This is a genomic window from Serratia sp. 3ACOL1 (assembly GCF_003668775.1).
Taxonomy (GTDB): domain Bacteria; phylum Pseudomonadota; class Gammaproteobacteria; order Enterobacterales; family Enterobacteriaceae; genus Chania; species Chania fonticola.
Genome location: NZ_CP033055.1, coordinates 5,582,225 through 5,595,389 on the forward strand (window position 1 = coordinate 5,582,225; position 13,165 = coordinate 5,595,389).

General features: G+C 49.8%; 12 protein-coding genes. 9 read left to right on the top strand and 3 right to left on the bottom strand.

Annotated elements, in window-relative coordinates:
• Positions 1 to 47 precede the first annotated feature (47 nt).
• Positions 48 to 623 carry a tyrosine-type DNA invertase gene (locus D9980_RS25380; protein ID WP_046808073.1) on the bottom strand — a complete coding sequence of 192 codons (576 nt, stop codon included), beginning with the start codon at positions 621 to 623 and terminating at the stop codon, positions 48 to 50.
• A gap of 429 nt (positions 624 to 1,052) precedes the next feature.
• Here D9980_RS25380 and D9980_RS25385 point away from each other — a divergent pair, with 429 nt between their 5' ends.
• Both D9980_RS25385 and D9980_RS25390 read left to right on the top strand, forming a co-directional pair.
• Positions 1,053 to 1,304 carry a DinI-like family protein gene (locus D9980_RS25385; RefSeq protein WP_024484142.1) on the top strand — a complete coding sequence of 84 codons (252 nt, stop codon included), beginning with the start codon at positions 1,053 to 1,055 and terminating at the stop codon, positions 1,302 to 1,304.
• A 380-nt stretch (positions 1,305 to 1,684) separates the two neighbouring features.
• Positions 1,685 to 2,074: an SHOCT domain-containing protein gene (locus tag D9980_RS25390; protein ID WP_024484143.1), complete on the top strand. Its 390-nt coding sequence runs from the start codon at positions 1,685 to 1,687 to the stop codon at positions 2,072 to 2,074.
• Between the two features lie 148 nt (positions 2,075 to 2,222).
• Here the strand turns inward: D9980_RS25390 and D9980_RS25395 are convergent, their stop codons facing one another.
• Positions 2,223 to 3,041: a winged helix-turn-helix domain-containing protein gene (locus D9980_RS25395; protein ID WP_121608782.1), complete on the bottom strand. Its 819-nt coding sequence runs from the start codon at positions 3,039 to 3,041 to the stop codon at positions 2,223 to 2,225.
• A 720-nt stretch (positions 3,042 to 3,761) separates the two neighbouring features.
• Between D9980_RS25395 and D9980_RS25400 the strand changes: the two genes are divergently transcribed.
• The 7 genes from D9980_RS25400 to D9980_RS25430 all read left to right on the top strand — a co-directional run bounded on the left by D9980_RS25400 (position 3,762) and on the right by D9980_RS25430 (position 11,562).
• Positions 3,762 to 4,142, top strand: coding sequence for a winged helix-turn-helix domain-containing protein (locus D9980_RS25400; protein ID WP_121608783.1), 381 nt, complete (start codon positions 3,762 to 3,764; stop codon positions 4,140 to 4,142).
• A gap of 118 nt (positions 4,143 to 4,260) precedes the next feature.
• Positions 4,261 to 4,806, top strand: coding sequence for a fimbrial protein (locus tag D9980_RS25405; protein WP_121608784.1), 546 nt, complete (start codon positions 4,261 to 4,263; stop codon positions 4,804 to 4,806).
• Between the two features lie 55 nt (positions 4,807 to 4,861).
• Positions 4,862 to 5,563: a fimbria/pilus periplasmic chaperone gene (locus D9980_RS25410; protein WP_121608785.1), complete on the top strand. Its 702-nt coding sequence runs from the start codon at positions 4,862 to 4,864 to the stop codon at positions 5,561 to 5,563.
• Between the two features lie 75 nt (positions 5,564 to 5,638).
• Complete coding sequence (locus tag D9980_RS25415; RefSeq protein WP_121608786.1) at positions 5,639 to 8,293, top strand: fimbria/pilus outer membrane usher protein; 2,655 nt, start codon at positions 5,639 to 5,641, stop codon at positions 8,291 to 8,293.
• 9 nt (positions 8,294 to 8,302) lie between these two features.
• Entirely contained in the window at positions 8,303 to 9,553 is a 1,251-nt protein-coding gene (locus D9980_RS25420; RefSeq protein WP_238393670.1) for a fimbrial protein, read from the top strand.
• 122 nt (positions 9,554 to 9,675) lie between these two features.
• Positions 9,676 to 10,860, top strand: coding sequence for a fimbrial protein (locus D9980_RS25425; protein WP_238393671.1), 1,185 nt, complete (start codon positions 9,676 to 9,678; stop codon positions 10,858 to 10,860).
• A gap of 123 nt (positions 10,861 to 10,983) precedes the next feature.
• Positions 10,984 to 11,562 carry a helix-turn-helix transcriptional regulator gene (locus D9980_RS25430; protein ID WP_121608787.1) on the top strand — a complete coding sequence of 193 codons (579 nt, stop codon included), beginning with the start codon at positions 10,984 to 10,986 and terminating at the stop codon, positions 11,560 to 11,562.
• Positions 11,563 to 11,607: 45 nt separating this feature from the next.
• On the opposite strand, the gene D9980_RS25435 is transcribed toward D9980_RS25430, so the two are convergent.
• Entirely contained in the window at positions 11,608 to 13,062 is a 1,455-nt protein-coding gene (locus D9980_RS25435; protein ID WP_121608788.1) for a carboxylesterase, read from the bottom strand.
• Positions 13,063 to 13,165 lie beyond the last annotated feature (103 nt).

Genomic DNA, 13,165 nt, shown 5'->3' on the forward strand with positions numbered 1-13,165 from the left:
CAGGGTTTGCTGAATGGTATACTAATAGTAAGGTTATTTCGGCGGGTTCAGCCGTTTTTTCGTTTACCCGCTTCCCATATCCCCGCGAATCGTGCCGCATTACTGGCGGTATAGCGTACGGTATGGCGGATATTTCGGTGCCCCAGATAATCCTGGATCAAGCGGGTATCGGCGCCCCTTTCCGCCAGTTCATAGCCGCAGGCGTGGCGTAGCATATGGGGATGCGTGTTGATGACCGTGCCTGCCAGTTCGCCAGCCTGGCGGATAATGCGCCAGGCCTGACCGCGCGATAGCTGGGTTCCTCGCTGAGAAATAAAGATAATGTCCGGGTCTGCACCGGGTTTCCATTGGGCCCTGAGCTGCTTCCATTCCATAATTGCCTCGCATTCGTCATTCATCAGAGGATGAACGGTAGAGAATCCATTTTTAAGCCGGCGTATATTTATCCGTCCTTCAGCCATTTCAAGATCGCGAAAGCGCAGTCGTAGCAGTTCGCTGATACGTAATCCATGGCGGAAAGCCAGTAAGATCAGGCAGCTATCTCGTACTCCAGTCTGTGTATTTCTGGCAGCACTCATCAGGTTGCGGACTTCTGTTAGAGTGAGAAATTTACGCTGTACCAAAGAAAACTCCTATTTTTTCGCTTAAAAAACGCCAGAGTTAGGATTAAATAGAATAAAATTTTTACCTACCGTTTTTAAATCTAAAGAGTGCAATAAAAGTTTGCTAAAAATTCAGCTAAAGGTAATTTCATAGGATAATTCCTATTTGCTGTTTATTGTGATGTTACAGGTGACTACCGACAATATCCAGCATTTACGGGGGAGGGGAACGGCACTGTTTAAATAGCATTGATAATACAGTCTATAATTTGACTGTTTCCCGCAAATATAATGAATATTGGGTTTCTTAATAGAGTAATGTGTAATAAATTTCACATTTGTCAGAATAAAAAGTTGATGTATAGCGTAGTGAACCGGTACTAGCCAAAAATTGTACATTGAGCCTATCATGATAAGGATAACCCCAAGCCCATTGCTAGAGACTGCCAAATGAATATTCAAATAAAAGTTGATAACAATCTGTTCGACAACCTGTCTGAGAAGGCCCGTGAGGCGTTGCTGGACGAACTGCAAACTCGCGTCCATGAGGTCTACCCGGCTAGTCACCTCACGGTGATTGCAGGGCTGAATGATAAGACTGAGATCGCGACCAGTGATTTTTTTAACGACGTTGAGGCAAAATTGACCGTGCAGGAAATTGTCGACGATGTCATCCTGCATGGCCATTGGCGTAACGCATAGCCCTCACCCCAACCCTCTCCCACAGGGAGAGGGAGCTGTTAGTTAGTGCTCGTTTGTAAGCAAAGCGATAATCTCAGCAACCCCGATCGGTCCCTTTGGAGAGGCCCCTGCTCTTTGGAAGCAAAGAAGTCATCTCCGCAAACTCGAACGACCCCATCCAAGGTATATCACCGCATTTTCAGCCTACTCGATCGGTTCCCTCTCCCTGTGGGAGAGGGTTAGGGTGAGGGGCCCGTGCTTTGCCCATACATATGCCCTTCCCGTATTTCTCCCGCCCAACATGGAAAAAATGAAAGTACGACATATACTTATGGTGCTAAACATCAATCTGTTATCGAAGGCCGTTTTATTCTGGTTTTGCTAGACCATAAGGAGCGCTAATGACATATCACCTACTTACCCTGTGGGATATTCTGGTTACCACGTTTTCATTTTTCTTTTTCATCGCCTACCTGTTTATCCTGTTCCAGGTCGTTTCCGACCTGTTCCGCGATCACCAACTGAGCGGCTTTTATAAGGCAGTATGGATTGTGTTCCTGCTGTTCATCCCGCTGTTAACGTCCCTGGTCTATCTGATTGCCCGTGGTAAAGGCATGGCCGAGCGGCATCGTGCGCAGGTGCAGAAATCCGTCTCTGCCACCAACGAGTACATCCGTGAGGTTGCAGGCAAATCGCCAGCCGAACAAATTTCGGACGCCAAAAAGCTGTTGGATGACGGCGTGATCACCGAAAGTGAATACCAGCAGCTTAAGGCTAAAGCACTGGCCTGAGGTTGAGGTTGGCAGGAGAGAGGAGGGGGGCCGCAAGCCCCCCTAATAACCATTATTCGGCAGGGAACCCACTTGCAGATCTCTTGCAATCTGCCGGTCAACCACGCCGCCGCCGTTCGTTGTTTCTTCACCTTATATAGCTAAACCGCTATTGGCTCCCCGCGGGTCGCAGGCCGGCAAGAGGGTCGTGTTGATTATCGATTTGAAATCGTGAGGAACATCTCAGATCGCCTTGTGCCGTCGTATCGCAAAATAATACCAGGGTGCTGTGGTTTGCCGGGATTCGGGTAATGTAGACAAACTCATCCGGATTACAGACCACATTGTTAACGGTTAAATACTCCTTGTAGCCGGCCACATTGGTTTCCAGATCGTCTCTATCTATATAGACAGAACATTGATTGATGGTGGCCGCTTTATTGTGGCTGTCAAAAAAACGCGCGCTTTGCGACTGATTGCTGGCCAGCAGGATCAGCATAGCCAGGATGAACGCCGTAAATAGGCCATAGCGCAATAGCTTGGTCTGGTTTAAAACCGAGCGTTTTGGCGGCAGCGTTTCGGCCTGTGAGATCTCGACAGGGATCGGCTCTGGCTTATTGCTTGGCTGCACTATGATGTTGGCGCTCTCTTCTGGCTGTATTTCAATGGTTCCAGAAAAAACCACCCCGACTTTAGGAACCGTTCGGATGATATTTTTACTCAACCCGGCTTCCCGCATCCCTTTTCTTACCAACGAGATGTTCTGATAGAGCGTATTGGCGGTGACATATTGGCCGTTTTTTTGCCATACCTCGTTAAAAAAGTCGCTTTGACTGATCACCTCACCGGGGCGTTGCAACATTAATTGCAGGCAACGGCTGGCAGGAACGTTTAAAACGGTTTCTTTGCCCCGAGCGCGCAGCGGGCACAGGCGGTGCTCTTCGGGAAGGTACAGTACGGTGTCGTTAATGATGATATTTTGTTTCATTTCAATATATTAACTTTTTATGGTCTGAGTGCCTAGTTTGTTTGAAGTATAGTTTAAGCATTCCTGATGGTGGGTAAAATAAATAACAATTCTTATTCATTTAAAAAACAATGTGTTAATAATAAACCTCAAATGAGATCTGATATCATTTAAGAGCGATTTAGAACGATCTGTTATGATTTAATATTTTCTTTTAAATTATTGATTATCATGTGTTTTTTTGTTTTTTATTAAGATTAAAACTACTTCACTCAGAAGAATCTCATTCATGACTTAGTATTTACTCCATCAGCAAGGGGAGAGCGAAGTAAAGCGGCTTCATCTTACTGAGGTAAAGGATAGCTTCACCGGTAAAGGCTTTAATATATCGGCGTGACAGATAAATCCTAATCTTGAGTTTGTAGGTAATGGTTTGAATAGCAAAGAGTAAAATTTAATTGGCAGATATAAATATTGTAAGATAAAAATCTTTGACATTTATGACTACTAAAAAAGGGTGAAGTAATGAGATATGAAAAACACCAGGATGATTCGTTTCGGTTAGCGGTAAGTTCTTAGGAAGTTGAATTGATCAGCATTTATCACTGTTATGAGACTTTTGGAGATGGCAATGTGATCATCTTGGCGCAGTTGCCATAGTGGAAATTGCTCCTATAATGTCTCACCTAAGGGAGGTTTGTTATTTTTGTTACAAAACCAAAATAATAATCCGAGATACATATGGAAAATAGACTTTATGGATTCCTAATTGATGATGACATTCAATTCGATATTGCCAATCGTAGACTCCTTTATTACTCTGATGGAGCTTCGGAGCGCACCCTGTTTTTCAAGGTTATCTCTCTAAACGAGATCCAGACCCGATTACTGATTTATTTGCTGGCGAACAGCCGGGATGCCGTCATCTATAAAAATGACATAATGAGAAACGTTTGGGAGGAGATTAATTTATCTTCATCCAGCCAGCGTTTATGGCATGCAATAAATGAATTACGTAGAAAACTGGCGTCACTTGGACTCCCGGAAGATTTTATAGCGAACGTTCATGGTATTGGCTATTGCGTCGATAACCAGCGAATCTCCTCGCTATTTATTAAGTAAGTTGTTGTAAATATAAATGCTGGAGTCATCTAGCTATATCCATACCTATGGGTATCCACCAGGCCATTTTAATGGATATTAAAATGGTATTCATAATACAAGGTAAGTAGGAATATATATGAAAAAGTTAACTATCGTTGCATCCCTGATCGCTGTTTTCGGTACTGTAGGTATGGCTCAGGCTGCTTCTACCGGCACCATCACTTTTAACGGTGAACTGACTGCAAATACCTGTGACGTCGTGGTTGATGGCCAGCAAGCGGATGCGACCGTTATTCTGCCAACCGTAAGCACCAGCCAACTGCAAACCGCCACTCGCACTGCCGGTGATACCGGTTTCGTAATGGCCCTGAGCAACTGCGCAGGCACCCTGGAGACTGCTTCTGCCTTCTTCCAGGCCGGTGCTTCCGTTGATGCCGTAACTGGTCGCCTGCTTAATACTACCGGCGGTGCTACCAACGTCAGCCTGCAATTGCTGGACGCTTCAAGCCCGACTCAGGCCGTGATCAAAGCCGGTAGCCAAGATCAGGTTACCGCGATGACTTATCAAAGGGTTACCAGTGGTAGCGCTACACTGCCGTACATCGTACGTTACTACGCAGAGGCACCGACCACTGCGGGTACCGTAGTCAGCAACGTTGTTTATTCTATTCAGTACCAGTAATGGACTGTGGGAGGGGTACGCCCCTCCCAATCTGTCAGTGTGTTCGGAGTTTATGATGAAGTTACTTTCTACTAATGTGCTAAAAGTTGGCGTTGTTGCCGCAGTAACCCTGTTCAGCGTCAGTAGCCTGGCCAGCGTGGTGATTAGTGGTACGCGGGTGATTTACCCCTCTGATGCCAAAGAAGTCAGCGTCAAAATCAGTAACGGTGGTCCATCACCGGTCTTATTGCAAAGCTGGATCGATAACGGTGACGCCGACGCCAAACCGGCTGCGATCAAGGTGCCGTTCGTCCTGACGCCCCCGATGAACCGTGTGGAGCCAAGCAAAGGCCAGACGTTACGTATCAGCTACGCCGGTGGCTCGCTGCCGATGGATAAAGAATCGGTGTTCTGGCTGAACGTGCTGGAAGTCCCAGCCAAAGCCCAGGCTAAAGTAACTGAGAACCGCTTGCAGATGGCGTTCCGTTCGCGCATCAAGCTGTTTTATCGCCCAGCGGGTCTGCAAGGTAACGCCAATGAAGCGGCTAAAGCGCTAACCTGGAACAGCCAGGGTAATCGGGTACAGGCCAGTAACCCAACGCCTTATTATGTCTCGTTGGTCAACCTGTCGGTTAATGGTAAAAAACTTGACCATGCGATGGTGGCTCCTCGTAGCACCATGACATTGGACTTGGCGGGCAGTGCAGGTAGTAAGGTTACAGGGAGTTTCGTAAATGATTACGGTGCGGTTAATACTTTTGATGCAGTGATAAAATAACGTCCCCACTATATAAAACACTCCCGCATTAATTTGTTGATCGCAATTCAGGAATCAGTTCTTGAAGGGATATCTATGTCTAAATATTTTCAATATGGTCTGCGTGCACAGTTATCGCCACTGGCCATAGCTATTTTATCAACTTTTTTTGCGGCTAACGTTAATGCTGAGATCGCGGCTTCTACACCACAAGATATTGCCAAAAACCTTGAGTTCGATGCCTCTTTCCTGAATGTGGATGATGAGAAGTCGGTTGACCTTAGCCGCTTTGCCAATGGTTCCTCGGGCTTGCCTGGGGTTTATAAAACGGCTTTATATGTTAATAATCAACCGATCAGCAATACCGACATTGAATTCAAAGCGCGGGCAGATAAAAGCGTTTATCCCTGCCTGACCCGCGAACTGATTAAAAACATTGCGTTTGATTACGCCAAGCTGCCCGCGGATTTTTTAACCTCGCTGAGCAAAGGGGAAGTCTGTTTCGATCTCAAGAGTCAGTTGCCAGAGGCTCAGGTAAATTACGACAGTAATGAGCAACGCCTGGATATTATGGTTCCGCAGGTTTACATGCTCAACACTGCCCGCGGCACCGTTAGCCCGGAGCTGTGGGACAGCGGTGTACCGGCACTCTTGATGGGCTACAACGTCAACGGCTACACCAGCGAATCGCACGGCAATACCTTTAATTCGCTGTTTGCCGGCGTGAACGCCGGGCTAAATGTTGGCGCCTGGTATCTACGTCACAACGGGTCTTATACCCGCATGGACAATGGGCCGAACCAGTACAACAACCTCAACACGTATTTGCAGCGCGATATTCCGGTGCTCAAGGCGCGCGTGTTGATGGGCCAATCGAACACTACCGGGCAACTGTTCGATACGCTGCCGTTTACCGGTATTCAACTGGCCAGTGATGAGCGGATGTTGCCGGAGTCCCTGCGCGGTTATGCGCCGGATATCCGTGGCATTGCCCGCACCAACGCCCGCGTTACCGTACGCCAGGGCGGTCAGGTGTTGTATGAAACCACTGTCACGCCGGGCGAGTTCCTGATCAACGATCTGTATCCGACCGGCTACGGTGGGGATCTACAGGTCACGGTACGTGAGTCCGACGGTACCGAGCAGACTTTCAGCGTGCCTTATGCCTCGGTGGCCCAACTGCTGCGGCCTGGGTCATCACGTTATTCGATCACCGCGGGTGAAGTACGCAGCGATAACCTGCGCGAGAAACCGGCACTGTATCAGGGCACCTATCAACTGGGGCTAACTAACGCCATCACCGGCTATGGTGGCCTGCAGGCCAGCCAGGATTACTACGCCCTGCAGTTGGGGGCGGCGGTTGGCACGCCGATTGGTGCCTGGGCATTAGACGTTACTCAGGCGCGTACCCATTTGGGCAACCGCACCGATGCCAATGGCCGACATGAGGCGGGTAATAGCCTGAGTGGGCAAAGCTATAAGGTGAGCTACAGCAAGCTGATCAGCGAAACCAACAGCAACCTGTCGCTGGCGGCGTACCGCTTCTCAACCGATGGCTTTATGGACTTTATGACCGCGATGCAGACTCGTGACGCGGTAGCAGAAGGGTTCTCGCCGGAGTCGATCTCGCGAGCCAAAAATCGCCTGACGGTGACCGCGGGACAAGGTCTGCCGGATAACTGGGGCCAGCTGTATATCAGTGGTTCTTTGCAGAACTACTGGAACAAGGACGGCAGCGAGAAGCAGTACCAGATGGGCTACAATAGTCGTTATAAGGATCTGTCTTACGGCCTGAGTGTGAACCGCAGTTTCTCCAGCCTGGGCACGGCGCAGACCAACTATCTGTTGAGCTTCAGCCTGCCGTTGGGGCGTAGCGACGTAACCCACACGCCACAGTTGCGGATGGATTTGTCGCATGACAGCAGCGGCCGTTATGGCCAGCAGGCTACGGTATCCGGCACCACAGGGCAGGATAACCAGTTCAGCTATGGCGTTACTGCGATGAATGCCAATCAGGGCATGGGCTCCAGCGGCTCGCTGAGCGGTAACTATCGCAGCCCGGCCACGGCGTTGAGCGGTACTTACAGCACCGGTAAAGGCTATCAAAGCGCCTCTGCCGGGATGAACGGCACGGTGATCGCCCACTCTGGTGGAGTGACCTTTACGCCGTACACGTCGGACACCTTCGCGCTAGTGGAAGCCAAGGGTGCAGAGGGAGCGAAAGTTTCTTCCTATCCGGGCGTGAGCATCGATTCACGGGGTTACGCGATAGTGCCTTACCTGAATCCGTACCAGATGAACGAGATCAGTCTCGATCCTAAAGGGACGGCGGCCGGTGTGGAATTGGATAACACCAGCCAGAAAGTGGCGCCATATTCCGGTGCGGTGGTGAAGGTGAAATATACTACTAAGCAAGGGACGCCAATTCTGGTGAACGCGACCTATCAAGGGGAGCCGGTGCCGTTCGGGGCCGATATCTTTGATAGCAAAGGCAATAGCGTAGGTTCCGTAGGCCAGGGCGGGCAACTGTATGCGCGTGTGGCGCAAGACAAGGGTCAATTGCAAGTGAAATGGGGCGAAGGCGGTGAGATGCAATGCACCGTCAGCTATATGCTGATGCCCATGGCCAAGGGCCAGACGCAGGAGCAGATACAGCAATTCAACTCTCCTTGCACGGCAGCGGCCTCTTCCAGTTCCCAGAGAGTGAAACTGGCGAACAATGATGCGATATCGGCTGCTAACTCTGGTTAGCAGCCAAGGATGACAACTATTTTTCTTTCTGGCATGGCCTGCCAGAAAGTGGGTAAAAGACAGATGAAACTATCGATAAATAAAGTGTCGGGTTTGCTCGGCGGTCTCTTGTTAAGCGTTATCAGCTCCAACAGTTGGGCCGTAGCCAATTGTTCGTTTGATGCTGGTGCAACCCAAACGCAAACGGTGCCGTTGAGCCCGCCGGTGATTTCTGCCGGGGCCGATATTCCCGTAGGGACGATACTTTATCAAGGCAGTTGGTCGATGAAAAACACCAAGATGGGGTGCCAATGGGCGCAGGCCGACGTAGGTAAGTCATTTTGGTACAGCAACTCAACGCTGATCAGCAATGCTCCGCTGCCTCTGAGTGGTTTGATGACGGGGCCGTTTGCGGGTGCAGTCTATCAGACGAATATTCCAGGAGTTGGCGTGGTGATTTCACGAGCCGCTAGTGGCAATCCGATAATACCAACTAGGCCTGCAGTAACCACCGATGCAGAGCACCCTATCAGGCAGGTTGGCAATGAATTAGGTGGAGCCTTGGATTTTGTGGGTTCAACACGTTATGTCTCGCTCATTAAAACGGGGCCGATCACGCCCGGTAGCTTTACGATGAGTGGTGCAAATTTCCCTAGTGTCAAGACAGTGCTCGAACCACCGGTAAATAGCCATCCTGGCTCCGCCGCCGTCACCGGGCTGCCGTTTACTTTTTATAATATCAATTTCCAGGGGACCCTGAGGATTTCGTCACAAACTTGCACGACGCCGGATGTGTCGGTGAAATTGGGTTCTTTCGATATAAGAGAACACTTTACCCGGATTGGTGCGACTACCCCTTGGGTAGACGCCTCCATCAATCTGACTAACTGTCCGACATTTTACGGTTTTTATAATAGTACCAATACCACGAAGCTGATGGATTACAACACGGGATTGGCGACGGTTTCCACTGCGCTGAATAACAGTGTTGGCGTGAGATTGGCCCCGACAACCTCGGTGATCGATGCTGCCAATGGGGTGATGGCTATTGACTCGACGCTGTCTGGCGCGGCATCAGGCGTAGGTATCCAGATCGGTTGGGGCGACAGCAGCCAGGCACCGACGCTGTTTAACTTGGCATCAGAACAATCGGTGGCGCTGCCAAAAGACGGTAGCCCAACCATTCGTATTCCACTGGCTGCCCGATATATTCAAACGGCTGCGGCACCGACGCCGGGGAAGGCGGAGGGCAAAGTGGTATTTACCGTTAACTACTATTGAGCAATGACAAATTTGCTTCTCGAATAAATAAAGCCGGTTGACCTAAGTTAGCGTAGCCACTAATTCCAACTTTATTCTTTCTGTCATGGCCTACATAGATTATGAGACAAAGGATGTTAATCATGCAAAGATCGATCAATAAAGTATCAGGCTTGCTGATGGGAATAGTGCTAACGCTTATTTCTTGCCCTGGCTGGGCAACGATAACCGTGACGCTAACAGGCGGTCAACAAACTGCTATCGTTCCTGTGAATCCACCAACGATTTCAGCTGGTGTAGATGCTCCTGTGGGAACTGTACTTTATCAGGCAAGCCTGATAATGAAAGATACCTATGCTGAATTAAAATGGCCAACCAGCGATATTGGAAAATATCTGTATTATGCGACATCATTGAATTTAATCACTACGCCAAAGCCTCTCTCTGGTCTGACAGTCGGGCCTTATGCCAATGGGGTGTATGAGACTGGTATACCTGGTATCGGTGTGGCGATTATAACCAACGTGTCAAATCGAGCGTTAACCACAAGCAAGCTTTATGCTGAGAGTCAGAATTTATTAGACTCGTCATTAGGTTTGAGGATTACTGCTACGGGCGCACTCGAATCGCGAAGTATTGCGTTGGTTAAAACTGGCCCTCTGACACCAGGAAATTACAGCATCAGTGCTGCAAATTTCCCTACCGCTCGCCAGGCGATTGAGGTTTCGCAAACCAGCCACACTAACGCCGCTGCAATCAGTGGGTTGCCATTGTATACTTGGATGTTCAGTTTCCAAGGCAATATCACCATATCGGCACAAACCTGCACTACGCCTGACGTTAACGTTAACTTAGGGAGTTATGATATAGGTGAACATTTTAGCACGACGAATGCGACCACACCCTGGGTGGATGCCTCTATTAACCTGACTAACTGCCCAACATTCTATGGATTTTACAATTCGACTAATGCACCGCTATTAATGAATTACAATACCGGGGCAAGTACTACCACCACCTCGCTGAATAACAGCGTAGGCGTGCGTCTAACCCCAACGACCACGGTGCTGGATGCTGCCAATGGCATTATGGCTATCGACTCAACGGTATCCGGAGCGGCCAGCGGCGTGGGTATCCAGCTCGGCTGGGGAGAGAGCGCTCAAGCGCCGACGTTGTTTAACTTCTCGGCGGAAAAGAGCGTGACCTTACCGAAAGACGGTAGTTCAACCATTCGTATTCCCCTGGCTGCCCGTTATATTCAAACGGCTGCGAACCCTACGCCAGGCAAGGCGAATGGCAAAGTGGTATTTACCATTAACTATTATTGAGTTGTGGCCCGTAGATAGCATAACTCATGACTATACAAACGTTCCACTCGCCATATTTTGGCCTCAGTTTGCTGTGACAGCGATGAGATGGAGATCTATTTTTTATAAAGGAATGCCATTAATATGCCTGGGAAAATTAATATAATTACCGATAACTATTATTTTTTTGTTGGGCTCAAGGCGTATTTGTATGCCGAGGGTAGAGTGATTAACCAAATGGCACTCAATGAACTGAAAAACACCAGCACCAGTAGCTTTGGCAAAGAAGATGTGCTGGTTTTTCATATGTTGAATTCAATCAGTGAGATGTCGTTCTTGATTGCGGTTGCTAAATTTCCGGGGAAAATAATTTTTTTGCCACGTGAAATGAAAATAAAATTCAACCTGGATTTTGGGCGGCATATTGCCTTTGCAGAGGATGCTGATGTAGACGCGGTGTTCAATGAGTTAGTCAAGATAGTCGGTGGGGAGCTTCCCGTAGCGACTTTTCTCCAGGATAGCTTAACCCGCAGAGAGAAGGCCGTACTGCTGTCTATGATCGATGGCATGAATATGCAGGCCATCGGCCACAGTTTACGTATCTCAACCAAAACCGTGTATACCCACCGGCGTAATGCCTTGCAAAAGCTGGGGGTGCGTAACCTGTTTCAGGCGTGCCCCATAAAAACCAGCGTGCTCAATTCGGCTATTTTTGCCAGTTGAAAACACGGCCAGCGCCCAGGGGGCACTGGCCGTGGTTAACCTACCTTATTTCGTTGGTGCCGGGCCGATGTTGTCATCGATACGTTTGAGCATATAAGGGAAGAACGGGTTAGAGGACAGACGCATCAGTGAATCCAGCCCAACCACCAGCACCGCCCGCTCGCCACGTGCGGCAAAGGTCCCCAAGCTGATGCCGTATTGATTGCGCGGTTCCGGGTAACGCCCGTACAGGGAATCACTCAGCGGGAACGGCAAGGCGACGTGCGACAGCGAGAAGATATCCGGCAAGTAGGTGATACCGAGCGGATCCGTGGTCTCTGCCGTTTGTCCTGCGACGATGGTACGTGCCTCAGTATCCGTGGTTTCTGGCGTTACGTTAGTGACGATGGTGGCCGTATAGTTACGCGGTGCCGGTGGCAGCAGCCGCGGCAGCGCGGTATAGGATGAACTTCTGAGTAACGGCCCAAACGCCACCGCCTGGTTTAAATCAAATAACACCACCTCACTGCCGTTGGCTGGCAGGTGGTTATACAGGGCGGTGATCACCGCGCGGGTGCTGACGGTAGAATCCATCACCGATTGGAACGTCAGGATCGGCGGCAATTCGCCCATTTTGCCGTTGCGCGAATCGGCGGCAATTTGCTTTTGCAATGCCTGGGTTAGTTGGAAGGACTGGCGTGCCGCATTCACTGGGAACGAATTGTATTTGAACGGGTTAAACTCTGGCACGATCCCCAACCACGCTGCTTTGGCAAACGCAGGGAAGATGGCTGGCCAACCGGCAATACCGGCAAAACGGGCAAAGCTGGTGACGCCGATCATCGGCGAAATCAGCACCACGCGCTGGGGTTTCGTCAGGCGAGGGTCATCCAACGCATCTAACGTGTATTTCATCGCCAATGCGCCGCCGTTTGAGAAGCCAACGATATGCAGCGGTACGTCGTCACCCGCCAGGCGTTTGGCTTCACGGATCGCCAGCCGTGTCGCGGCCATCCAATCCTGCCAATCTACGTCGGTCAGCGCCCCCGGTACGGTGCCGTGCGCCGGTAAACGAATACCGACCGCCACATAGCCATATTCACGGTAATTATCCGCGATATGCCGCAGGCTGTAAGGGGTATCGGTCAAACCATGCAACAGCACCACGGCGCCTTTCGGTTTGCCGTCCGGCATCATGATGTAGGAGCGGTTCCAGTCGGTGGGAAACTTTTCGGGATAGATCGGGCTGTCGACAAAGTAGCGGTTCAACGAGGTCTGCTGGCTGCTGTCCAGCTTGTCGGTCACATTCTGGCGGACCTCTTTGAAAATGGCGTCCTCGGCGGTCAGATAATCCGCCCAACTGGCCTTATCGATCTCATCGGCGCGCATTTCATTTGGGACAAAGGTATGCCAAAGCTCTAACGATGGCCCACGCTGAGTATCATAAACTCGCATGCCTAGCGCACCGACGATTAACACCACCAGCAGCAGGGCAATGCGTTTAATCCATTTGATAAACATCAGGTTTAACTCCGTTTTTTATTGTAATGGCCGAGCCGGAAAACTCGCTATTATCCCGCAAGGGGAGTTCGTCCCTGAATTCTGTATCCTATCAGCAAGGGGG

Bases quoted from the DNA above. Each gene is read 5' to 3' on its own strand.
- D9980_RS25425 (WP_238393671.1), top strand. From the start codon at position 9,676: ATGCAAAGATCGATCAATAAAGTATCAGGCTTGCTGATGGGAATAGTG.
- D9980_RS25405 (WP_121608784.1), top strand. From the start codon at position 4,261: ATGAAAAAGTTAACTATCGTTGCATCCCTGATCGCTGTTTTCGGTACT.
- D9980_RS25395 (WP_121608782.1), bottom strand. From the start codon at position 3,041: ATGAAACAAAATATCATCATTAACGACACCGTACTGTACCTTCCCGAA.
- D9980_RS25435 (WP_121608788.1), bottom strand. From the start codon at position 13,062: ATGTTTATCAAATGGATTAAACGCATTGCCCTGCTGCTGGTGGTGTTA.
- D9980_RS25410 (WP_121608785.1), top strand. From the start codon at position 4,862: ATGAAGTTACTTTCTACTAATGTGCTAAAAGTTGGCGTTGTTGCCGCA.
- D9980_RS25390 (WP_024484143.1), top strand. From the start codon at position 1,685: ATGACATATCACCTACTTACCCTGTGGGATATTCTGGTTACCACGTTT.
- D9980_RS25400 (WP_121608783.1), top strand. From the start codon at position 3,762: ATGGAAAATAGACTTTATGGATTCCTAATTGATGATGACATTCAATTC.
- D9980_RS25415 (WP_121608786.1), top strand. From the start codon at position 5,639: ATGTCTAAATATTTTCAATATGGTCTGCGTGCACAGTTATCGCCACTG.
- D9980_RS25420 (WP_238393670.1), top strand. From the start codon at position 8,303: ATGACAACTATTTTTCTTTCTGGCATGGCCTGCCAGAAAGTGGGTAAA.
- D9980_RS25430 (WP_121608787.1), top strand. From the start codon at position 10,984: ATGCCTGGGAAAATTAATATAATTACCGATAACTATTATTTTTTTGTT.
- D9980_RS25385 (WP_024484142.1), top strand. From the start codon at position 1,053: ATGAATATTCAAATAAAAGTTGATAACAATCTGTTCGACAACCTGTCT.